Source organism: Nocardia beijingensis NBRC 16342, assembly GCF_001612785.1.
GTDB lineage: Bacteria > Actinomycetota > Actinomycetes > Mycobacteriales > Mycobacteriaceae > Nocardia > Nocardia beijingensis.
This window is the reverse complement of record NZ_BDBC01000031.1, coordinates 130,338-153,139: the sequence shown is the minus strand read 5'-3', so window position 1 is coordinate 153,139 and position 22,802 is coordinate 130,338. Positions and strand designations below refer to the sequence as shown.

General features: G+C 66.3%; 20 protein-coding genes. 10 read left to right on the top strand and 10 right to left on the bottom strand.

The window, feature by feature from the left end; all coding sequences use genetic code 11:
• Positions 1-27 precede the first annotated feature (27 nt).
• Positions 28-1,128, top strand: coding sequence for a glutamate--cysteine ligase 2 (locus NB3_RS19105; RefSeq protein ID WP_067805004.1), 1,101 nt, complete (start codon positions 28-30; stop codon positions 1,126-1,128).
• 51 nt (positions 1,129-1,179) lie between these two features.
• Here the strand turns inward: NB3_RS19105 and NB3_RS19100 are convergent, their stop codons facing one another.
• Positions 1,180-2,010 (bottom strand): LLM class F420-dependent oxidoreductase, encoded by an 831-nt coding sequence (locus tag NB3_RS19100; RefSeq protein WP_067805001.1) that lies wholly within the window; start codon positions 2,008-2,010, stop codon positions 1,180-1,182.
• A gap of 156 nt (positions 2,011-2,166) precedes the next feature.
• On the opposite strand from NB3_RS19100, the gene NB3_RS19095 reads away from it, so the two are divergent.
• Both NB3_RS19095 and NB3_RS19090 read left to right on the top strand, forming a co-directional pair.
• Positions 2,167-3,009 carry a helix-turn-helix transcriptional regulator gene (locus NB3_RS19095; protein WP_067804998.1) on the top strand — a complete coding sequence of 281 codons (843 nt, stop codon included), beginning with the start codon at positions 2,167-2,169 and terminating at the stop codon, positions 3,007-3,009.
• 77 nt (positions 3,010-3,086) lie between these two features.
• A complete protein-coding gene (locus NB3_RS19090) occupies positions 3,087-3,851 on the top strand; it encodes a glucose 1-dehydrogenase (protein ID WP_067804996.1) in 765 nt (254 codons plus the stop codon).
• 33 nt (positions 3,852-3,884) lie between these two features.
• Here the strand turns inward: NB3_RS19090 and sigJ are convergent, their stop codons facing one another.
• The gene (gene sigJ / locus NB3_RS19085; protein WP_067804993.1) at positions 3,885-4,769 is read right to left on the bottom strand and encodes an RNA polymerase sigma factor SigJ; all 885 of its coding nucleotides are present in this window, start codon (positions 4,767-4,769) and stop codon (positions 3,885-3,887) included.
• 102 nt (positions 4,770-4,871) lie between these two features.
• Between sigJ and NB3_RS19080 the strand changes: the two genes are divergently transcribed.
• Positions 4,872-5,459 carry an NADPH-dependent FMN reductase gene (locus NB3_RS19080; protein WP_067804990.1) on the top strand — a complete coding sequence of 196 codons (588 nt, stop codon included), beginning with the start codon at positions 4,872-4,874 and terminating at the stop codon, positions 5,457-5,459.
• On the top strand, positions 5,431-5,928 hold the full coding sequence (locus NB3_RS19075) for a YybH family protein (RefSeq protein WP_244891968.1): 498 nt from the start codon (positions 5,431-5,433) through the stop codon (positions 5,926-5,928). The genes NB3_RS19080 and NB3_RS19075 overlap by 29 nt, the downstream gene beginning before the upstream one ends.
• Before the next feature lie 66 nt (positions 5,929-5,994).
• Here the strand turns inward: NB3_RS19075 and NB3_RS35625 are convergent, their stop codons facing one another.
• The gene (locus NB3_RS35625) at positions 5,995-6,468 is read right to left on the bottom strand and encodes an OmpA family protein (protein WP_169810708.1); all 474 of its coding nucleotides are present in this window, start codon (positions 6,466-6,468) and stop codon (positions 5,995-5,997) included.
• A 352-nt stretch (positions 6,469-6,820) separates the two neighbouring features.
• On the opposite strand from NB3_RS35625, the gene NB3_RS19065 reads away from it, so the two are divergent.
• A complete protein-coding gene (locus NB3_RS19065) occupies positions 6,821-7,699 on the top strand; it encodes a hypothetical protein (protein ID WP_067805181.1) in 879 nt (292 codons plus the stop codon).
• Between the two features lie 47 nt (positions 7,700-7,746).
• On the opposite strand, the gene NB3_RS19060 is transcribed toward NB3_RS19065, so the two are convergent.
• From NB3_RS19060 to NB3_RS19050, 3 genes are all read right to left on the bottom strand, one after another.
• Positions 7,747-9,324 carry an MFS transporter gene (locus NB3_RS19060; protein WP_244891974.1) on the bottom strand — a complete coding sequence of 526 codons (1,578 nt, stop codon included), beginning with the start codon at positions 9,322-9,324 and terminating at the stop codon, positions 7,747-7,749.
• A 122-nt stretch (positions 9,325-9,446) separates the two neighbouring features.
• The gene (locus NB3_RS19055) at positions 9,447-10,880 is read right to left on the bottom strand and encodes a DUF2252 domain-containing protein (RefSeq protein WP_067804977.1); all 1,434 of its coding nucleotides are present in this window, start codon (positions 10,878-10,880) and stop codon (positions 9,447-9,449) included.
• A 155-nt stretch (positions 10,881-11,035) separates the two neighbouring features.
• The gene (locus NB3_RS19050; RefSeq protein WP_067804974.1) at positions 11,036-11,572 is read right to left on the bottom strand and encodes a hypothetical protein; all 537 of its coding nucleotides are present in this window, start codon (positions 11,570-11,572) and stop codon (positions 11,036-11,038) included.
• Between the two features lie 333 nt (positions 11,573-11,905).
• Between NB3_RS19050 and NB3_RS19045 the strand changes: the two genes are divergently transcribed.
• The 4 genes from NB3_RS19045 to NB3_RS19030 all read left to right on the top strand — a co-directional run bounded on the left by NB3_RS19045 (position 11,906) and on the right by NB3_RS19030 (position 19,152).
• Positions 11,906-13,750, top strand: a complete 1,845-nt coding sequence (locus tag NB3_RS19045) for a glycoside hydrolase family 15 protein (protein WP_067805179.1) — start codon at positions 11,906-11,908, stop codon at positions 13,748-13,750.
• 13 nt (positions 13,751-13,763) lie between these two features.
• A complete protein-coding gene (locus NB3_RS19040; protein WP_067804971.1) occupies positions 13,764-15,140 on the top strand; it encodes an MFS transporter in 1,377 nt (458 codons plus the stop codon).
• 216 nt (positions 15,141-15,356) lie between these two features.
• The gene (locus NB3_RS19035; RefSeq protein ID WP_067804969.1) at positions 15,357-17,072 is read left to right on the top strand and encodes an alpha/beta hydrolase; all 1,716 of its coding nucleotides are present in this window, start codon (positions 15,357-15,359) and stop codon (positions 17,070-17,072) included.
• Positions 17,073-17,745: 673 nt separating this feature from the next.
• Positions 17,746-19,152, top strand: coding sequence for a hypothetical protein (locus tag NB3_RS19030; RefSeq protein ID WP_067804967.1), 1,407 nt, complete (start codon positions 17,746-17,748; stop codon positions 19,150-19,152).
• 8 nt (positions 19,153-19,160) lie between these two features.
• Here NB3_RS19030 and NB3_RS19025 read toward each other — a convergent pair whose 3' ends face one another.
• From NB3_RS19025 to NB3_RS19010, 4 genes are read right to left on the bottom strand one after another with little or no spacing between them, the layout of a single operon-like run.
• Positions 19,161-19,565: a DUF7144 family membrane protein gene (locus NB3_RS19025; protein ID WP_067804965.1), complete on the bottom strand. Its 405-nt coding sequence runs from the start codon at positions 19,563-19,565 to the stop codon at positions 19,161-19,163.
• Positions 19,566-19,619: 54 nt separating this feature from the next.
• Positions 19,620-20,636: a hypothetical protein gene (locus NB3_RS19020; RefSeq protein ID WP_067804962.1), complete on the bottom strand. Its 1,017-nt coding sequence runs from the start codon at positions 20,634-20,636 to the stop codon at positions 19,620-19,622.
• Complete coding sequence (locus tag NB3_RS19015; protein WP_067804957.1) at positions 20,633-21,967, bottom strand: Dyp-type peroxidase; 1,335 nt, start codon at positions 21,965-21,967, stop codon at positions 20,633-20,635. The genes NB3_RS19020 and NB3_RS19015 overlap by 4 nt, the downstream gene beginning before the upstream one ends.
• A 17-nt stretch (positions 21,968-21,984) precedes the next feature.
• A complete protein-coding gene (locus tag NB3_RS19010) occupies positions 21,985-22,545 on the bottom strand; it encodes a hypothetical protein (RefSeq protein WP_067804955.1) in 561 nt (186 codons plus the stop codon).
• Positions 22,546-22,802: the final 257 nt, after the last annotated feature.

Genomic DNA, 22,802 nt, shown 5'->3' with positions numbered 1-22,802 from the left:
GCGAATCGAAGGGCGTGACGCGCAACCATGGATAGCGTGCCGACCGTCGGTGTCGAAGAGGAATTCCTGCTGACCGATCCCGAAACCGGCGCTCCCGCACCGAAGAACATTCAGGTGGCCGAGGCGGCGAAGAAGGCGGATATCGACCTGCAATTGGAGCTGACCAGCTGTCAGGTGGAAACCAGCAGCGCCGTGCACGCCGACATCGGCGACCTGCTCACGGAATTACGCACACTGCGCAGGACCGTCGCCGAATGCGCGGCCGAGAACGACGCTCGACTGCTGGCGGTCGCGGTGCCGCCGACTGTTCCCGAGGGCTTCCCGGTCACCGACACGCCTCGATATCGGCGGATAGGCGAGACCTTCGGCATGATCGCTCACGAACAAGGACTGTGCGGATGCCACGTGCATGTCGGTGTGCCCGACCGCGACACCGCGATACTGGTCGGCAATTATGTGCGTCCGTGGTTGCCGGTGTTCCTGGCGTTGACGGCCAATTCCGCGATCTACCGTGGCAGCGAGACCGGCTATGCGAGCTGGCGCAGCATTCTCTGGCGGCGCTGGCCGAGCGCGGGACCGCCGCCGTACTTCCCTTCCGTCGACGATTACGACGCGATCGTCGCCATGATGCTCGCCAGCGGCAGCATCTTGGACAACAAAATGGTGTACTGGGACATCCGGCCCTCGGAATCGTTCCCCACCGTGGAGATCCGGGTCAGCGATGTGCCTGCCACCGCGGAGGAAGCCGCGCTGCTCGCCGCTTTGATCCGAGCCACCGTTGCCACGGGCCTGCGCTCGATCGAGCGGGGTGAGCCCGCGCCACCCGTCCCCGCCGAAGTGCTCCGCGCCGCGTATTGGAACGCCGCGCAGTCGGGCTTGGACGGCGACGGGCTCGATCCGGTCGAAGGGCGTGTGGTCCCGCACCGAGCCTTGCTGGACAAACTCGTCGGTCACACCGAGCAGGCCCTGCGGGACTTCGGTGACCACAGCTTCGTCACCGAAACGATCGCAGCCCTCGATCAGCGCGGTAACGGCGCCCGGCGCCAGCTCCAAGCGATGCGCGCCCGCGGCGAAATAGGCGATGTCGTCTCCGAACTGGCGCACGCCACCCTCGAAGGCTGCGCCTGATCCTCGTCGACTCCTGACGGTGCGGCCGGTCGGCCGCACCGTCACGGTGATTCAGTCGACCGCGGTGAGCAGCGGCGCGAGTTGGCGCAGTGAGCCGAGATAGTCCGCGTCCAGCGCCTGCAGCGCAATGTGGTCGGCGCCCGCGTTCAGATGCTCGACCAGTTGCCCGGTGACCTCCACGGGCGTGCCGTGCACCGCGAGCACATCGATGAGACGGTCACTGCCGGGCTTGGCCACATCCTCCTCGGAGAAGCCGAGACGCCGCAGGTTCGATACGTAGTTGCGCAGGCCGAGGTACATCTCTACCATCTGCCTGCCGACTTCGCGCGCCCGCTGCGGATCGTCGTCGAGCACGAATTTCTGCTCGGCGACCAGCAGCGCGGAGCCGAGGATCCGGCGCGCATCGGCGGTGTGCTCCGGTGGGGCCAGATACGGCAGCGCGCCCGCGGTGCGCTCCCGGGAGAGTTCGAGCACCTTGGGTCCGAGGGCGGCCAGGGCCATCCGCTCCTTCGGCACCCCGGCCGCGTCGAGCTCGTCGAGGTATTCCACCAGCGCGTCGTACGGTTTCCGGTACGGCTTGTTGGCCTCCGGATGCCCCACGCCGACACCGAGCAGGAAACGACCGGGGAATCGCTGTTCGATCCGGTGGAACGATTCGGCGACCGTCTTCGCCGGTGCCGTCCAGATGTTCACGATGCTGGTGGCGACGATCAGCGTCTCCGTCGCCTCGAGCAGCGACTCCACCACCGGCAGATCAGCGGGCGGCGAACCGCCGAGCCACAGCGCGCTGTACCCGAGCCCCTCGAGTTCGGCGGCGTCCGCGGGACTGAATCCCCGGTAGCCGCGCCATACTCCGTACCGTCCGAGACCGTCGATCGCCATAAACGTCTGAACCTCCCGTTCGTTTTGGTTATGACGGTATCCCGCTGCCCGCCCCGCTCACGCGGGCGTGAACGCAGGCGAGGATTTCGTCAGGGAAACCATAACGGTGCGGTGCACCGGCGCCCACGACCCGCGGGGCGCTTGTTACCGTGGCTCATGACCAGCGAAGCCGTGCCGCGCCGCCGCGAGTTGTTGCGTGACTTCTTGCGCGCCAGGCGGGCGCGGGTGCGGCCGGAGGATGCCGGTATCCCGGCGACGGGCCGTCGGCGCACGCCCGGACTGCGGCGAGAAGAGGTCGCCGTGCTGGCCGGGGTCGGAGTGTCCTGGTACACCTGGCTGGAGCAGGGGCGCGACATCACCGTCTCCGACGAGGTGCTCGATGCGATCGCCCGAGTGCTGAGGCTGAGCGCCCCGGAACGGATTCATCTGTACCTGCTGGCGGGACTCAATCCGCCGCCCCTGGAGTGCGCGCCGGTCACCGCCGTCACGCCGGAAGTGCGGCAGTTGGTCGATGCTTGGGACGGGCGGCCCGCGGTGCTGCGCGACCGCTACTGGAATGTGCTGACGTGCAACGACGCGGCTCGAGTTGTGTTCGGCTACGGCGACGGTGAACACAATTGCCTGCTGACCTATTTCACCAATCCTCGCTATCGAGCGATGGACGAGCTGTGGGCGGCGAACGCACCCGCCGTCGTTGCCGCCTATCGGGCGAGCGCGGCCATTTGCCCCGGTGACGCCGATTTCCGCAGAGTGGTGGACAATCTCGCGCTGGTGAGCCCGGAATTCGCCGAACTCTGGGAGCGGCAGGAAGTCGGAGTTCCCGCGCAGGCGGTGAACGCGCTGCGTCATCCCGACCTCGGTGAATTGTTCTTCGACGCGACGACGCTCACGGTCGCGGACCATCCCGAATGGCAACTGGTGCTGTACAACCCGCGGCCGGGAACCGCCACCGGTCAGCGGCTGGAACGGCTCCGCCACCGCGTAACCTCGCCCGCCTGACAGTCGCAAGGTGGTGGTGCCACACCCACCATAAACGCGCACTGTTCACTCCGGGGCCGCGTCGGCACGCTGGACGCATGACGCACCACAGCTCCCGATACGACGACAAGATCGCACTCATCACCGGCGGCACCAGCGGCATGGGCTCGGCCACCGCGCACCGGCTCATCGCCGAAGGAGCGCAGGTGATCGTCACCGGGCGCGACAAGGCCCGGCTCGACGCCGCGGTCGGCGCACTCGGCGAGCGAGCTCTCGGAATCGCCGGTGACGCCACCGATCTCACCGATCTCGACACCTTGGCGGCGACCATTCGCGACCGGTTCGGCCGGTTGGACGTGGTGTTCGCGAACGCAGGCATCGGCGCGTTCCAGACCATCGAGGAAGTCACCGAAGCCGAGTTCTACCGTGTCCTGGACATCAACCTGAAGGCGGCGTTCTTCACCGTCCAGAAGACGCTGCCTCTCCTGCCGGACGGTGCGGCGATCGTCATCAACGCATCCTTCGCCCCGTATCGCGGCGCACCGGCCGCCGCGCTCTATACCGCGAGCAAAGCCGCGGTGCAGAGTCTCGCCCGAACCTTCGCCGCCGATCTGACCACGCGGCGCATCCGCGTCAACTCGGTGAGCCCCGGGTACATCGACACCCCGGCCTTCCGCGCCGAAGCGTCGGCCGAGGTCAAGTCCGCGATCGCCACCACGGTTGCCGCGGGCCGGGTCGGAACCCCGGAGGACGTCGCGGCGGCGGTCGCCTTCCTCGCGTCGGACGAAGCGTCCTACATCAACGGGCAGGACATCCTCGTCGACGGTGGACTGATCTCGGTCGTCCCGGCCGCGATGCTGTAGCCGCGCTTCGCGCGTCGCCGTCGGCCGTTCGGTTCAGCCGACCGTCCAGGCCTGCAGTTTCTCCGGATTCCGGATCGCCCAGATGTGCGTGATCCGGCCGTCGGCGATGTCGAAGGCGTAGACCGAGACGATGGTGCCGTCGAGGAGTGCGACCAGACCGGGCTGGCCGTTCACCGTGCGCTCCACCAGAGTCACCGCGGGGCCCCTGGCAGCGATTTCCATCCAGGCGCGGGCGATCCGCTCGCCGCCGTCGATCGGGTCGAGGAAGGCCGGGGCCAGGCCGCCGCCGTCGGCGGTCGCGGTCGCTTGCGGATCGAGCAGGCCGATGAGGGCCGCGATGTCCCTGGTCTCCCAGGCTCGCTTGAAATCCCGGACCACCTCGGTGCGCTCGGTGCTCGACGGGCTGCGCGAGGTATCGATGCGGCGGCGTGCGCTGGAGGCGAGCTGGCGGCAGGCCGCGGGAGTGCGCCCGACGATCTCGGCGACCTCGGCGAAGGAGTAACGGAAGACGTCGTGCAGAACGAACGCCACCCGCTCGGCCGGGGTCATGGACTCCAGCACGACGAGAAAGGCCATGCTGATCGACTCGTCGAGGGTGACCCGGTCGGCGGGGTCGACGGGACCGTCGAGCCACTCGGATTTGCCGGGTACCGGCTCCGGAATCCATTCGCCCACATAACTTTCCCGCCTGGCCCGTGCCGAGCCGAGCAGATCGAGGCAGATCCGGCTGGCGACCGTCGTCAACCACGCGCCGGGCGCCGCCACCTCCCGCCGCTGCCGCTCGGACTGCGCGTACCAGCGCGCATAGGTTTCCTGCACCACGTCCTCGGCCTCGGCCAGGGAGCCGAGCAGCCGGTAGGCGAGGTTGATCAGCTGGCGACGTTCACTGATCACCGCGGGCAGGTGCGGGTCGGTCATGCTCGGCTCCTTCGGTCGGTGTGTCACTCACAGAACCGACGAATCAGCGACGCGATTTGTGAGGCGGCCTGACATTCCGGACGGCTGTGTCGTCGGTAGATCGTGACACTGAAAATCGGCATCATCCTCGGCAGTACCCGGCCCAACCGCAACGGCTCGCAGGTCGCCCGGTGGGTCCTGGAGGCGGCATCGCAGCGCGGCGACGCCGAATTCGAATTGATCGACCTGTGCGACCACCCGCTACCGCATCTGGACGAGCCGGTGCCGCCGATGTTCGGCCCGTCGGTCAACGCGCACACTCGCGCCTGGGCCGAGCGGATCGCCCCGTTCGACGGCTTCGTGGTGGTGACCCCCGAGTACAACGGCGGGGTCCCCGGCGTGCTGAAGAACGCCCTCGACCACTTGTTCGCGGAGTGGGGCGACAAGGCGGTCGGGTTCGTCTCCTACGGCGTCAACGGCGGCGCTCGCGCGGTGGTGCAGTTGCGGACGATCTGCGGCACGCTGGGCATGGCCGTCGTCGGCTATCAGGTCGCGATCTCGGTGCTCACCGATTTCGAGAATCACACCACCTTCACACCGCGCGAACATCATGCCGCCGCCTTGGACAAGACACTGGGTCAGCTCATTTCCTGGAGCGCCGCACTCGCGCCGCTGCGGACAGGTGCCGAAACCACTCTCACCAATTCCTGAGGAGACGATCATGACCGTGAACAATGACTTCCAGTCACCCGCCGAGCTGGATGAAGCCGAGATTCGCCGAACAATCGACCAGGTGGTCGAAGGGCTGCGGGCCAAGGATCTCGATGCCCTGAAGCGGTCGTACACGACCGACGTCGTGTCCTTCGATGTCGAGCCGCCGCTGCAGCATGTCGGGATAGCGGCGAAACTGGAGAACTGGGCGAAAGTGTTCCTGTTCTTCGAGAGTGTCACTTACGAGGTTCGCGATCTGACCTTCACCGTCGGCGGGGATGTGGCATTCGGGCACGCCTTCGCTCGTCTCAGCGGCACGCTGAAGAACGGAGCGGCGACGAGCGGTATGTGGGTCCGGGTCACCTACGGAATGCGGAAGATCGACGACACCTGGCTCATCGCTCACGACCAAGTCTCGGTGCCGTTCGATATTTCCAGCGGCAAAGGCGTGATCGACCTCGAGCCCTGACGGGCTCGGCCACAGACGGGTGGTGGTGACGCGATTCGGTCACGACCACCCGTTCCTCGTGGGCTCCTATTGGGCAACCACCGCGATCCGTGCCTCGTCCACCTGCACATCCGGCGCTGTCGGGTTGGCCTCGGCCCGAACAGCGACGCGCGCCCTGTCGATTCCTTCGGCCTCCAACTGGGCCGCGATATTGTCGCCACGGGCCTTCGCCAGAGATCTCGCGGCCGCGACGTCGGCGTCGCGGGCGTATGTCGATATCTGTATTTTCGTGTCGTTGCCTCGCAATGGGATCGCGACCGCTTTGATGGTGGCGACATCTCCGGGGCCGAGATCGGAACTGCCACTGTCGAAGGTGATCGGTGCGGCGGCGATGGCCGCGTTGATCACATCCTGGATTGTCTGCTGCGCGGAATTCAGAGCCGAGCCGACGGCGGAGGACGCCGTCGCCCCTAGGGTCCGCGATCCGTGCGTCCTCTGATCCGTCGTCGCCGGATTCGATCCGTCGTCCGACCCGCACCCTGCGGTCATGAGCAACACCATCGCGGTCATCGTGAATGCACTGACGCTTTTCCTGGATCCCATCGGCCTACTCCTGTATGCGCTGGAGAATTCCGTTCGCGTCCTTCGACGCCTGGACATCGGCGCTTGCACAAGGCCGGACTCCGGGTCCGCCTGGGCATGTCGATCGGTGACGCCTCGCACAGTGATCCTGGCACAGGTGGGACATTCGCAATGCGGTTTCGGTGTCCCGGCCGGAATGAGGTCGGCTCGGCCATTGGAATCGATCAAGTAGACGTGGTCGCGGCGATCTCGGCGTAGCGTTCGATTCGTCTCCGCCGAGACCAGTTCGCACGACCATTCCTGACGGAACGACATAAGGACAGTGAGCGCGGTGCGGTCCGTGAAGTTGTCGGTGGCATTGGCTCGCGAAGTATCGCTCGCGCGCACGCAGGTCGCGACCGGCTGGCTGCGCGGAACGCCCTATGGACGGACGCTGCGCCGTGTGATCGAGGGTCTCGCCGAGATCCAACTCGTGGACCGGTCGCTGGCTCTCGCCGCCCAGATCTTCACCTCGGTCTTACCGGTGATGATCGCCGCGTCCGTCTTCAGTGGCTGGCACGCGCCTGCGGAGACGATCAACGACCAGTTCGGTTTCGACGCCGGATCGCTGTCCGCCGACGGCGGATCCCTTTCCTCCGACCCGGCGGTGGCGGCGTTCGGTGCGGTCGGCCTGCTGATGGTCCTGCTCGGCGGCACGTCGTTCGCACGGGCTCTCGCGCGCGTATACGAGGCCGTCTGGAAGGTTCCCGCGATCGGTCCGCGCGAGGCTTGGCGGTGGCTGGCCGCGCTGCTCGCTGTCGCCCTCGCCGCCGGGCTGGTGGGGCAGATCCGCGACCTCACGCAGATCCGCTACGCCGGTCGACTGCTCGCCCTACTCGGCGAGATGGTCATCTGGGTGTTCGTGTGGATGCTCGCTCCCTTTCTTCTGACGAAGGGGGCGCTGACCGGCCGTTTGCTGTGGGTTTCCGGAGTGCTCACCGCGGTGGGATTGACCGCGGTGCACGCGGCAGGCCGCGTCCTGTTGCCCCGGCTCACGACGAACGCCCGAGAGCATTTCGGTCCGCTGGGGCTGGCCTTCACTTCGGTGAGTTGGCTTTTCGTCCTGTCGGTGGTGATCGTGGGTGCGGCATCGATCGTCAAGGCGCTGGCTCTGGACGAGACCACCATCGGTCGCTATCTGCGCGGGCAGACCGACGGCGACCGGGAATGACGCACCAGCCCAAGCATCCGACGCGAGGTCGCCGATGCGCGGTCGTATCAGCGCTCCGCGTCGGACTCGGCTTCCCCTGACGCGCGCCCATCCTCCCCGTCGCGCGCAGCCGCCGGTCGGCGCGGCAACAGACCTGTGCCGAACAGTGCCGCGACCGCGAGCAGAGCCGTCACGGCGAATGCCACTTGCAGCGCTTCGAGACGGGCGTCGGAGTTCACCGTGAGGATGGCGTCCGCTGTTGTGTCATCGACACCGGCGCTGTCGAGCGCGCTCGCCAACTGGCTGTCGGACAGGAACGGCACCCCGGCAGCGAGTTCCGTGGTGGCTTGTTCGCGCACGGACACCGGAACCGCCGGGTTGTTCTCGATGCCCGTGACGACGGTCGAGGTTAGCGTGGCGAGCAGAATCGACCCGATCAGCGCGGTGCCGAGGGACGCACCGAGAGTGGTGGCGGTGTTCTGTAGTCCACCGACCTCGGAACTGCGCGAATCAGGCACCGCCGACACCGTGACGGCGCCCAGCTGCGAGGCCAGCGCGCCCAGCCCCAGACCCATCAACAGCATCGGGATCGACACCACGCCCGCATTGGCGCCAGGGTCCATCCCGGCGGCCAGGATCAGAACGCCGGCGATCATCGCGCCCAGACCCAGCCGAACGACCCGACGGGGGCCGGCCTGCGGTCGGAACCGTGGGATGCCCGCCGCGGCCAGGACCAGCGCGACCGACAACGGAAGGATGCGCACCCCCGTTTCGAGCGCGTTGAGTTCGAGCACCACCGACAGGAACAGCGGCACCGAGAAGAACACCCCGGCTTGCACGGCGAACTGCGCGAAGAACATGCCCGAGCCGCCGACGAGTTGCCGATTCCGCAACAGTCCGGGATCGATCAGCGGGTCGCGGCCCCGCGCCACCAGATAGGTCTGTCTCCGCAGGAACAGGTACAGCGTGAGCAGGCCACCGATCAGCAGCCAGATGACCGGCGACAGACCGAGCACGGCGGGCCCACCGGTCTTGGTCCGCACCCAACCCCATTCGCTCGACCGCAACACCCCGTAGACGACAGTGCCGAGGCCGATCACCGACAGCAGCGACCCGATGAAATCCAGCCGGACACGGTCGGTGGGGGCGTCCTCGACCCGGCGCAGCACCAGCAAGATCAACACGACGATGACCACTTCGCCGAAGAAGACGTACCGCCACGACGCGAACGTGGTCACGGCGCCACCGAGCAGGGGGCCGACGGCGACCGCCATCGCTCCCGCGGCCGCAACCAGGCCGTAGGCCGCGGACCGGCGTTCGGGGGCGAAGTTCCCAGCGACGAGGGCGACGATCGCGGGCATGATCAAGGCGGCTCCGATTCCCTCCAGCAGAGACCACCCCAGCAGGAGGATGGGCAGGTTCGGCGCGAGCCCGGTGATGAACGAGCCGGCACCGTAGACGACGAGGCCGAACCCGAACGTCCTGCGGCGGCCGAGGATGGCGCCCACCTTGCCGCCCGTGATCATCAGCGATGCCATCACCAGCGTGTACAGGGTGATGGCGGTCTGGATGCCGGTGATCGTGGTGTCGAGATCCTGGGCGACCGTGGCCATGGAAACATTCATCACGGAGCTGTCGAGCGTCATCAAGAACTGCCCCGAAGCCAACACGACCAGCACGAGCGAACTCGATCTCGCGGCCGACGCCGACGACATATGATGCTCCCTTCTCCATCGTCGGAACGCCGACCAGGCGCGGCAGGGCCGCCCTACCGACAGGCGGTGATCGCGCCTTCTTCGATCGCTTCGCGCAGCGCGGCGTGATCGCGTGCGTTCTGGTCGGCGTAACTTTCGGCGAATTCGGCCAGCGCGTCTTCGAAGTCGTCGTCCGCGTCCAGGTAACCGGCGATCGAGAAGCGGTCGCCGGCGCGTGCGTGGGCGTAGGCGAGCGCACACGCGCACAGGCGGCCGTAGCGAGTCATCAGTTCGGGGGACATGGTCTGGATGTCGGCGGAGCCTTTGCCGTCCCGCAATTGACGGATGTAGAAGTCCCGTACCACCCCGTCTTCGCCAGCGCCTTGCTGCCAGCCGAGGAAGATATCGCTGGCAGCTTGCAGCAGCCGCTGCCCCGCCACGACACGTTCGCCCTGGTTGGTGAACGACGGGCCGTCGAGGTGCTCGGCGAGGACCGACGGCTGAGCTTCCTTGGCCTGGAGGAACAGCGGATCGTTGCCCGGCCCGCGCAGGAGGATGATCCATGCCCGGGTGCCCACGCTGCCCACCCCGACCACCTTGCGCGCCGCCTGCACGTATTCGAATCGGTCGAACAGGGCGCGCCGGTCGGCCTGCAGCGTGTCGCGATACTGATCGAGCCGTTGGATCAGCGCCCGGTTCAGCTGCTCCGCGCCGGCGCCGGTGAAGAGCTCCTCGACAGGAACGACGAGCGGCGGCGTACTGGTGATTCGCGGCTGCCCATCCACAATGGTGGTCAGCTTGGACAGGGCCTGGACGCTGTTTCGGCCCCAGGACTTGTCGATCGTCTTCTTGATGCGTTTCCTCGTCGGGGGATCGAGGACTTCGCGTAATTCGTCGAATCGGGCAACGGCGTCGATATGGGAGTACCAGACCGCGAGCTCTCCGCAGGCCGACTGGCGGATCATGACTTCGCGGTACTCGGCGGCGCAGGCACGGAGATATTTCCTGCGTTGTCGACCGCTGTGGTTGTTCTCGCGCCCGGCGACCGCCAGGCTCGTCACCAGCCGTTCGACGTCCCATTCGAACGGGCCGGGATAGGTCTCGTCGAAGTCGTTGAGGTCGAAGGCGAGATTGCGTTCCGGCGTCGCGAACAGACCGAAGTTGCTCAGGTGGGCGTCGCCGCACAGTTGAGTGGTCAAGCCGGTGTTCGGAGCATGCGCGAGATCATCGGCCATGACCACGGCCGCACCGCGGTAGAAGGCGAACGGAGTGGTGCTCATTCGCCCGTACCGCACCGGGACGAGTTCGGGAATTCGTGTCGCGGCCTGTGCTTCCAGCAGCCCGAGCGGATCCCGATCGGCGCCGGGCTCGAATTCGGCCGGTATGCCGGACGGTGCCCGGCGCTGCATGGAACTGCCGTATTCGGCACGTCGGGCGCCGGTCGATCGATCGGCCGGGTCAGTGTGCTCGTCGGACTCCGCGACAGCGGGATCGTTTCGCTCGGTCATGGCTTCGGCCCATTCTTGCGAGTCTCGCGCGAATAAGAGTACGGAGCATTCGGGTTCGGGATTCTCGGAAGTGATTCGCTCCCTTCTTCGACGATCCGATCGGATATGAGCGATTCTCCACCTGGTCCATTCGACGGTGTGATCGTCTCCGCAGGTCAGTGCGTCAGAATAACCTTCACCGCCACGACGGCGGTGGCGGCGCAGACCAATAGCAGCGATCCGATCAGCGTCGAGCGGTGTGGCCGCTCGCCGTGGAGTCGGCCTATGACGAAGACGATCCCGCCGATTCGCACCAGTATGGCCGACTCCGCGAGCAGCTGCGCGGTGCGTGGTTCGAGCCACCCGATCGCCGCGGCCGCGAGGATCCCGCATGGCAGCACCGCCGAACTGAGAATGGGCAGGGAGTCGCGCAGGTCCGCCCATCGTTCCTGGGGGGACAGCGCATGGCTCTGACGTACGGATTGACCGACACCTTCGGCGAAGGAATGCGCGATGAAGGTGGAGAGGGCGATCCCGAGGACGACCAAGATGCCGACGTCCTCCGCGGACGGTGTGACCGGGATCAAGGCCGCGAGGATCAGGACGTTCCCGTAGATGTACGCGCTGATCCTGCTGGCCGCGTTCCTGCGGTCGAGTGGAACGCTCCGGGAGAACAGGGGTCCGTGCAAGAGTTCGTGTCTGTTGCCTTCCATCAGCCCTCACAGGGTTCGCCGGCCACACCGGTGTCTTCATCGAAGGGACCGAGTTTGTCAGATGGTTGCTGATCCAGTTGATTGTCGCGCGGCGCTCACCACGCTCGGATTCGAATCCTGGCCTAGACGGCATTTCTGCGTCTATGGAGACTGTCCGTCGATTCGCCGCAGATTCGCTATCGAACCGATCTCCTTTCGTCGGTCCGCACCCGTTCGTCGGTGGCACGGCGCACACTGTGAGAGACAGTGGCTCCCGGAGAGGGAGGTGCGGACGCCGGTCGAGCCACTCTGGGCCATTCGGTCATGACCGATTCCCGGTAAGAAGGAGTGGACGTGAACGCCTACCCACCGATCGCCGAGCACGGCATCGTCGGCGACCTGCAGACCGCGGCACTGGTCTCCTCCGCGGGCACGATCGACTGGTGGTGCACGCCGCGGTTCGACTCACCGAGCATCTTCGCGTCGTTGCTCGACGGCGAGCGGGGCGGGCATTGCGCGCTGGCCGCCGATGTCGGAACAGAAGAGATGGCGATCCGCCAGTTGTACCTCCCGGACACCGCCATCCTCGTCACTCGGTTCATGGCGCCGGAAGGGGTCGGTGAAGTCGCCGATTTCATGGTGCCCATCCATGATTCCGCACCCACCGACCGGCATCGATTGGTGCGGGTGGCACGGGTGGTGCGGGGTAGCTTGCCGCTCACGCTGACCTGCCGCCCGCGATTCGACTACGGGCGCGCCGAGCACACCCTCGAACGAGTCGGCGACCGTGCCGTGGTCTTCCACGGCCCAGGCACGGACCTGCATCTGCAGGTCACCGACCCGGTGCAGCTGCGGGCCCAGGACGGCGAGGTCACGGCCCGCTTCACGCTTTCCGAGGGGGAGACCGCCGTGCTGGTGTTGACGAGCATGGCGAGCGACGGCACGGCTCCGCCGGATCCATCGCGGGAGGACATCTTCACTGCCTTCGAGCAGTGCCGGGATTTCTGGCAGTCGTGGCTGCGTTCGTCCACTTACCGGGGCCGGTGGCGGGACATGGTGAACCGGTCGGCGATCACGTTGAAGCTGCTCACCTATCACCCCACCGGCGCGCCGATCGCCGCGGCCACGATGGGGCTGCCCGAGCAGATCGGCGGCGAGCGCAACTGGGACTACCGCTACACCTGGGTCCGCGATGCCTCGTTGTCGGTACGGGCGTTGATCGATCTCGGTTTCACCGAAGAGGCATTGGCCTTCCGGCGCTGGTTGCGTGACCGCCTCGAGGCCGGCGACACGGCATCCGGCGAGCCGCTGCAGATCATGTACCGGATCGATGGCGACCCGCACCTCGAAGAGGAGGTACTGGACCATCTGGAGGGCTATCGCCGGTCCGGACCGGTGCGGGTCGGGAACGCGGCGGCCGATCAGATTCAACTCGATATCTACGGTGAGGCCGCCGATGCCCTGGCGCAATCCTCGGACATCGGTGGTATCTGGGGTTGGCGGTCGTTCGCGAACCTCATGGACTGGCTGACCGAGCACTGGGACCGGCCCGACGAGGGAATCTGGGAAACGCGCGGCGGGCAGCAGGAATTCACCTACAGCCGCCTGATGACGTGGGTGGCGTTCGATCGAGGCATCCGTATGGCCACCGACTACTCGCGGCCGGCCGACGTGGCCCGGTGGTCGCAGGCGCGGGACGCGGTGTTCGCCCAGATCGTCGAACGCGGCTGGAGCGCGAAGCGGCAGGCTTTCGTGCAGCATTACGCCACCGATGTGCTGGATGCGTCACTGCTGCTGATGCCACGCATGGGATTCCTGTCGCCGCGTGATCCGGTATGGCTGAGCACTCTCGACGCGATGGACGACGAACTGGTCAGAGACAGCCTGGTCTACCGCTACGACCCGGAGGCATCTCCGGACGGGCTGCGTGGCGTCGAGGGCACCTTCAATCTCTGCAGCTTCCTGTATGTGGAGGCACTCGCCCGTGCCGGCCGGGTGGCTCAAGCCAGATATGCCTTCGACAAGATGCTCACCTACGCCAATCATGTGGGGCTGTTCGCCGAGGAGATCGGTCCTTCCGGCGAGCAACTGGGCAATTTTCCGCAGGCGTTCACCCACCTGGCACTCGTCGCGGCCGCCATGGCCCTCGATGAACAGCTCGACCGCGCCGAGGCCCGGCCCGCGGCGACACCCGCATAGGCCGAACAGGCGGATGTCCGGTCCCGCTGTGGTCAGCCCGCCCCGCGGTGCGCTCGTTCCGCTGGCGCTCGCGCAGTTCATCTGCAGCTTCGCCGGTTCGAACATGAACGTGATGATCAACGACATCAGCGCCGACTTGAACACCACCGCGCAGGGCGTGCAGATCGTCATCACGATCTTCCTGCTCGTCATGGCGGCGCTGATGATTCCGGGCGGCAAGCTCACCGACCGCTACGGCCGTAAACGCTGTTTCGAGCTGGGCCTGATGATCTACGGCGTCGGTGCCGTGCTGAGTGCGCTCGCTCCCGGACTGGGTGTGCTGATCCTGGGCAACTCGATTCTGGAGGGTATCGGCACCGCGATGCTGATCCCGCCCGTCTATATCCTCACCACTCTGTTGTTCACCGAAACGACTTCGCGAGCGCGAGCGTTCGGCGCGATCATGGCGCTGGGTGGCATCGGTGCGGCGGCGGGGCCCTTGCTCGGCGGAGTCATCACCTCAGCGTTCGGCTGGCGAGCCGCGTTCGCGTTCCAAGCGTTGGTGGTCGCGCTGATCGTGCTGCTCGGCCGGCGCATCGCCGACCCGTTGCCGCCGGACCCGACCCGGGACTTCGACATCGGTGGCGCGGTTCTGTCGGCGGCCGGTCTGATCCTGCTCGTCGCCGGCATCCTGGCGGCCGACGACAACGGCTGGGTCATGTTCGTCCTGCTCCTGCTCGGCCTGGTGGTGCTGGGGTGGTTCTACCTCCATATCCGTGCCAGGGAGCGATCCGGACGCGAGCCACTCATCTCGACCAGCTTGTTCCACAACCGCACCTCCAATCTCGGCTTGATCACCGAACACATCCAGTGGCTGCTGTTGATGGGAACATCCTTCGTCGTGGCGGCGTACCTGCAGGTCGTGCGGGGCTACAACGCGATTCAGACCGGTGTGATCTTCACGGCGGCCACCCTGGGATTGCTGGTGTCGTCATTGGCCGCCGCCCGGCTGGCGCGACGGCGCGCCCAGCGCACCCTCATCATGGCGGGATTCCTCGTGACCATCGCGGGCATCGGCGTCCTGCTCGCGCTGGCCGGGTCGCTCGTGAACCCTTGGGCGTTCGCCCCAGGACTACTGCTGATCGGGCTCGGACTCGGCGTCATGCTGACCCCGGCGGTCAATGTCGTCCAGTCCAGTTTCGGCGAGGACCAGCAGGGCGAGATCTCCGGACTGTCGCGCAGCGTGTCCAATCTCGGCTCCTCGCTCGGCACCGCCATCGCGGGAACCATTCTCGTAGCCGGGCTCACGAGCCACGCCTACGCCGCCGCCATGATCGTCTTGGCCGCGATCGGAGCGGTGGGATTCGTCGCCGGGGCGCTGCTGCCCCGGCACGCTTCCGCGACCGCGTAATGCCGTCGAGCCGCGGGACCGACGGTTCGGGACGGCGAAACACGGAGCCGGGATATGCGGTCGCAGGTATCGGTCGCGGGGCAGGGCCAAGGACGCGACGCCGGACGCCTGGTCCGCCGAACGGCGCCGACACCGTAGCTTCGTGCAACGGAGGCGACGCGATTTTCTACGCTCGCAACTGCCCAGCAATACCGACACTGCGGCTAGGCTTGTCGTGTGCCGACCGAGGTGGCCGACGGTGCAGCTGGCCGTCAATCCGGTTCAGTTCGCTCGAACGAGCGTCGTCGCTGGCTGCCAGACCGATACGCGTTCGGCGGGCTGGTTGTCGCGGTGCTGTTCGCGTGGCTCTCCTTGACTCCCACCCTTCTGCCGCGCGGGCCATTCTTCCAAGGACTGGTTACCGGCATATCGGCGGCAATCGGCTATTGCCTAGGGTTTCTTGCGTCGAAATTCGTTCGCTACCTGGTCCAGCGGGAGCCGCCGCCCCCGGTGAAGACAGTCGTACGACGGGCGGCCGTGGTGATCGCGTCGCTCGGAACCGCGGCGATGCTCGTGTGGTTCGGCAACTGGCAATCGCAGCTGCGAGAACTCATGAACGCCGCCCACTTCCCCTGGTGGGGCTATGTCCTCATAGTGGTGTTGGCGGCCATGCTGTACGTCGGGTTGGTCGCGCTCGCACGGGTGCTGTTACACGCGGTGCGCTGGGTCGAGCGCAAAGTCGGTCGAGCGGTGCCGCGGCGGTTCTCGGCGACCGTCATCGGCGTGCTCGCGGTGGCGCTTCTGGTGACGATCGTCAACGGGGCAGCGGTGCGCGTGATCATGTCCGCGCTCAATGATTCGTTCGCGTCCCTCAATCAGGAAACCAAGGCGGGGGATGCCCCGCCGGTCTCGCCGCTGCGTTCGGGTGGTCCCGGCTCACTGGTTTCCTGGGATTCCCTGGGACGTCAAGGTCGTGCGTTCATCTCGCGCGGCCCGACGGTCGAGGAGCTGTCCGCGTTTCACGGTGGTCGCCCCGCGGTGGAACCGATCCGTGCCTACGCGGGGCTGGCCAGCGGCGGGGACTCCATTCGGGAGAATGCCGAACTGGCAGCTGACGAACTCGAACGTGCCGGCGGGTTCGACCGTGCCGTGGTCGCCGTGGCGATCACCACCGGTACCGGTTGGATCAACGAAAGTCTGGCTTCTTCGCTGGAATACATGTACAGCGGTGACACCGCGATCGTGGGACTTCAATATTCCTATCTGCCGAGTTGGCTGTCCTTCCTGGTGGACAAGGAACGGGCCCGCCAGGCCGGAGAGGCGCAATTCGGGGCGGTGTACGACAAGTGGAAGAAGCTGCCGCCGGAGTCTCGCCCGAAACTCGTCGTGATGGGGGAGAGCCTTGGCTCTTTCGGAGGCGAAAGCGCTTTCGGTGGCGTCGACGACGTCGAGATGCGCACCGACGGCGTGCTGTTCACCGGACCGCCCAACGCCAACCGGATATGGACCGACGTCACAACGAACCGGGATCCGGGCTCACCGGAGCGGTTGCCCATCTATGAGGACGGCCGGACTGTCCGCTTCGGCGCACGGGCGCCCCAGGATCTGGCACGCCCCGATGCCCCATGGGGACGGCCACGGATGGTCTATCTGCAGCACGCCTCCGATCCGATCGTCTGGTGGTCACCGAAACTGCTGTTGAACAAGCCGGATTGGCTTCGGGAGGAACGTGGCGACGATGTGCTCGACAGCACCCGGTGGTACCCGTTCGTGACGTTTTTCCAGGTCGCGGCCGACATGGCGGTGTCGACCAACGTCCCCGACGGACATGGACACACCTACGTCGTCGATATCGCCGACGCCTGGAGCGCGATCCTCTCGCCGCCCGGATGGACCGCGACGGACACCGACCGCCTGCGAACCACACTCGCCGGCATCGGCGGAGACGGCTGAACTCGGTCTTCCGTGGCCGGAGCGGTGAGTCCCCGCGCCATTGCTGGGAGACCCACCGCCCCTCGACAGGCGGACAGTGGCGTGTAAGGAGCTTTCGAGACCGAGGTGGGCAAGGCCGACCCGTCCGGGGGGCCGTCGGCGGGGAATTCGATCACGAGATAATCGATGGGAGTTTTCGGCCACCATCGCCCTCTTTCTGACACGAGAAAGGGAGTCGCATCGATCCGACTCTCTTGCAGAACCCGGCTCTGAATTGCATCGAATCAATTGTCGCCGTTCGAGGAGAACCCCGGAATCATCGGCTCGGTGGTGCTACTGTCGGTCTCAGCGTACGCCTCTGATCGTCCCCAGGTCGCTGTTTTTCGACTGGACGCGGACGCCCTGACGGAATCCGCTCCGGCGTGTATCAGCGCATTTTCTTATACGCGAATATCTTGCCTCGAAAGGGTATAGCCGAAGGTAACGCTCAGCCCACCATGCCCTCGGCGGATCGCTCCGCCGAGACGGGCGGCGCCGCCCTCGCCCGAGACGGGGCGGCGCCGCCAACCCACCGCGCGATGACGGTTGCCGCGGTGGAGGTCACCGACGGAGATCAGGCGTGCAGGCCACCGAGACCGTCGGTTCGGTGACATCGGCCAACCGCCCGTGTCCGTTCTTGGAGTAAGGGGTACCGATGGCTGCGGATGCGCGAGACGACACGCCCGGCGGCAAGTTGACCGTCGACGAACGCGCCGAGTTGGAGCGGCTGCGTGCCGAGGTGGCGAACCTGCGGGGGAAAGGGCCTGGCCGGGCTCGCCGCTCGCCGCGGCATGGGTGGCGCTGGACCGCGGTGGCGATCTTGACGGTGCTGGTCGCTGTTCTGGCGATCACCACGGTGGTGTCGCGGTTCGTGCGCGGGGAGATACTCGACACCAACCGGTACCTGAGCACGGTGGCGCCGCTGGGCTCGGATCCGGTACTGCAGACCGAAGTCGCCGACACGATCACCGACGAGATCTTCGCCCGCGTCGACATCGAGGGCCTGACCGCGGATGCGCTGGCCGCGCTGACCGACGCGGTGCCTGCGACCGCGAACCGGCCGCGGGTGGACCGGGCGGTCGAGGGGCTCGCACCGGTGATCACGCAGCAGGCCCGCGACTTCGTCCACGACACCGTGCTGTCCTTCGTGCGCAGCGATCAATTCGAAGACCTGTGGCTGCAAGCCAACCGCGCCGCGCACACCACCTTGGTGGCGGTGGCCACCGGGCACGTCGGCCCCGAGTCGGTGAACGTCGACGAGAACGGCACGGTCACTCTCTCGCTGCGCACGGTGATCGAGAACGTCAAAGCCCGGCTGCTCGACCGCGGTTTCACCTTCGCCGAGAAGATCCCCGCGGTGGACAAACAATTCGTATTGTTCCGATCTCCCGAACTGGTCCGGGCGCAGCGCGCGGTCGACAATCTCGACAAAGCCGCGGCAGTGCTGCCGTGGGTGACGATCGCGGCCGCCGTGGCCGCGATCGCCGCGGCGCCTCCCGGTCGTCGCAGGCTCGCCTTGGTCTTCGTCGGGCTCGCGCTGGCGGCAGGCATGTTGATCCTGGCCATCGCGTTGATCGTGGCACGCGCACTGTATCTGGACGACATCCCGGCCGACGTCCTGTCCCCGGGGGCAGCCACCGCGATCATCGACACGGTTCTCGTTCCGCTGCGGACCGCGTTGCGCGGGGTCGCCGTGCTCGGACTGGCGATCGCACTGGGCGCATACCTGGCCGGGAACTCGGCCTCGGCCGCCGCGGTGCGCCGCGGATTCGGCCGAGGCATGGACGGGGTGCAGCGGCTGCGGCGATCACGTCCGCCGAATCCCGTGGAGAAGTGGGCTTTCCGAGCCCGCGCGGCGCTGCGTTGGGCGATCCTCGGCATCGCCGCGCTCTTGCTGGTCTTCTGGCGTTACCCGACCGGGCTGGTGGTGGTGTGGATCGTCCTCGGCGCACTACTGGCGCTGCTCGCGCTGGAACTGTTGATTCGCCCTGCCCGCATCCGGCAGCAGGGAGAACTCGAAACGGACGACGATGCCGCAGCTCGAGGGCGAGCCGCCGGATGACTCTCAGGTCAGATCCGGCCGGGCCGCCAGGTCGTCACCGCCCAGATCACGACGACGTCCAAGGCGATCACGACGGTCGACCACCACGGGTAGTACGGCAGCCAGAGGAAGTTGGCCAGGATCGACAGCGCGGCGAGAAACACCGCGATCACCCTCGCCCACATGGCTCCGGCGATCAGCCCGACCGCCGCGATCACTATCAAGATCCCGAGAACGAGATGGATCCAGCCCCAAGTGGTGGCACTGAACTCATAGGTGTAGTTGGGCCCGGACACGAGAATGTCGTCCTTGGAGAGGGCGGAGATGCCCTGGAAGATCGATAGGATGCCGGCCGCGAGCAAAAGAACCGCGGCGCCGATCGACGTCGTGGCGGCGACTGCCTGCTTGACGGAATGGTCATCGGTTGCTGACATTGCCGTTCACCTCTTCTGATCGGTTCTGTTGGCGGATGCGGGTGTGCTGCGGTGTCATTTCATGAGTGCGATGTTGCGCCAGAAGTTGACCAGGCTCTCGGTTCCTCCGAACAACGTGGTGAAATTCGTCGAGTCGACGACGATGATGTCGCCGGCGCGCCGTTCGGTGGGCGGCAACCAGATGAGAGCGTTGAATTCGGTGTTGCCCTCGGCGGTGAACGGATGGGGCCGTTCGAGGTCGATGGGCTGACGGGCGAGCAACCGCACGGACTCGCTCGTGGGTGCGGTGAGGTGATAGTGCGGGAGGTGGGGATGGAAGTTCAATGTGGTGACGTCGTCGAGCAGATGCAGGGCATCGAGGTCGCGGAAGGTGGTCAGCGGGGCGATGGATTTCGTGTCCTCCACGACGGCGGGACGCAGTCCGTACCTGTTGTGCACCGGAACGTCGAGGGCTTTCATCAGTGAGCGGGTATAGGCGCTGAAGCGTTGCTGGCGTGGCACCAGCGGGTCGCGGTGGTGGTCGTGTTCGACTTGGCGTTGCCTGAGGTCGTCGGTGCAGCCGACGTCGTGGTGGGGCGCCAGGAGCAGACAGGTGTCTTCGCGCTGTAGCCACTCGTCGATGGCGGCGATCTCGTCCGGTGAGGCTGCTGCCTGGCCGAGTACGTGGTCGAGGCCGAAGATCATCAGAGTGTCGGTGTCGCCGAGGACGCGTTCGTCGATGGGAAGCTCGAACCCGGCTTGATCGATGCGCTGGTAGACCGCGACGGGATGGCCGGTGGCCTCCGCGGCGATCTGCTGAAAGGTGAGCGTTCCACGGTGGAACAGTTCCAGCGTTCCTGCGATACCTTGCAGGAAGTGCGCCGTGTCGTATTCGGGTGTCTCGTAGGCGGGCCAGGTGGCCTGGCGCACTTCGGTCATGGTGGAGAAGCGGTTGTCCAGCTCCGCGGGATTGCGCTGGGCTTCCCACGGATAGCTCCAGGTCCAGTAGATGCTCAAGCGGCGATTGCCGGACGTGTGGGGGCGTGGCACTTGCGACTGGTTGTAGGTGCGCGCCGTGGTGCTGGTGCTCATGGGGCCACCTCGTCGTCGGTTCGGGTGCAGAGGTAACGCAGTGCGCGAAGACCGGGCAGGAAGAAGTACGCGCCACCCCTGAGAGTGGTGAACGCCGGTAATCCCTTGATGGTCCTGCGAATCGGGCGCTCAGGGATCTTGTATTCCAGAGTTCCGTCTTGATTGCCGATGATCGGGTCGCGCTCGTTGCCGAGTTCGTGGAAGGTTTTGTCGTTGATCCATACGTTCTGGGCGAACTCGAATTGACGCACCAAGCTCGCACACAAAACGAAGGCCGCGATGCCACGTTCGGCGCCGTCATCAGGAACGCCTTCGGGCAGGTGCGGTCCGTAGGTTGCGCCACGGCGGATCAAGCGCCGCCGTTGCATGTTCACCGCGGTGTCGCGCGGATTCAACCTGCGGATGTGTGAACCCAGTGGCGCCGCGTAACCATAGGGGTCCATCTCTTTGTAGTTGAAATCGTTGTTGCGCTGCATATCGGCCCCGAGTTCGGGGTCGTCCTTCTCGGGGGCGAGCACCAACGGGGCGCCGCTTCGCCAGCGACCCATCAGTTTCGCGGCCAGCAACTCTTGCTCCTCGGGCGTGTCGCTGTGCTCGGCCAGGAAATCGCGAAATCGCCCGACGTGTTCCTCCAGGCGCCGGTAGGCCATGTAGCTGCCGTTGCGCGACAACCGCTCCGGTTGCGGCAATCCGGCCGGAGGACCGGCCTCGTCGGGATATCCGAGGATGAATTCCCCGGCTCGGAGCGGGGCGCCCGTGCCCGGCGTCGGCTGTTCACCGGAGCCTTCGATCACCGGTTGCGACAACCGGTCGCGGTAGCCGAAATGGTCGTGTGCGTAGTCCAACGGCGGCACGGCCGCCACATCCAGCGACGAGAGCACCGTCACTCCCGCGCATCGGGTGAGGAGTTCGTCGTGCGCTCGAATACAGCGAACACGTTCGGCATCGTCATGGGCGAACAGGATGGCGATCGCGTGCAGCTCGTCACCGGCCAATCCACCGACCCAGTGGTCGGGGTGATTCAGCCCGAGGTCACCGAGGATGTCCGCCCGTGCCGCCATGCCCTGTCGGAACTCCTCGGGAAACGTCGCCAGCGACTGCTCGGACACGCCGAGGGCGCGCAGCCCGGCCCAGGTGAACGCGAGTGTCACCCATCGGCGGTCGGTGCCGATGCCGCGCTGCGCCTGTGCCGCCGAAGCGACATGATCCGCCATGGCCGACAGCCACGCCCGCGCACCGTCGCCACCGGCGAACGAGAGGAATTCGTAGCGACCGGTCAGCGCGGGGACGCGGGTCAGCACGATGTGCTGTATATCGTCGACTTCGAGCATCAACGAACCTCGCTGTGCTACTGCATTTGGTCGAGCATGTCGGAGAACGCCGCTTTCATCCGCAGTGCCTTCTTGATCTCTTCCCCGGTCACGTACGGGTACTCGCCGTATTCCAGGAAGCTCGGGCATTGATGTTCACGGAAGAACTCGACGACCGCAGCGGTATTGGTCTTCCAGTCCTCGGGGAAGCCTTCGAGGTTCACGAACACGGTCGTGATTCCTGTCGACGCGAACAGAGCGACAGCGTCCTCGACGTACTTGTCGAAGTCGGTGTCGAAGATGCCTTGATACTGGAAGTACAGCCCGTCACCGATGTCGAACAGCACCCACCGCAGGTAGTGCAACCGCAGGGGCGCCAGCACCGTGGGGTCTTCCGCGACCGCGGCCTCGATCTGTTTACCGTACTCCCGGATCGCCGCCTCACGCCCGGGTTTGACCCGCGCGATGATCGAGAAGCCGTAATTCGCCGGTGTACGGGGGAATATCGGCCCGTACCGCCCCTGCTCCAGCTCGAAGTATCCTTCCTTGGGAATGGCCACGGCCGCCGGCTTGGACCAATCCCGATCACCTGTGGTCATGTCGCCTCCGTTTTCAGCGGGATGGCTCCAATGGCACTCTCGGCGAACGTCATCACGGACTCCGGGTGATACCGGCCAATTGCTCGGCCGATCCCCTCGCCACTCGCGGGCTACTTCATCAGAATCACAGTCGACGCGGGTTCGAACGATGTCCGCGCGAGCGTACCGCTGCCTGCGACAGTCGCCGCAGACCTGGCCCGAATACCGACCGCCGCACGGCAGCGCGCGCACGTGCACAGCTTAGCAGGCCGGGCCAT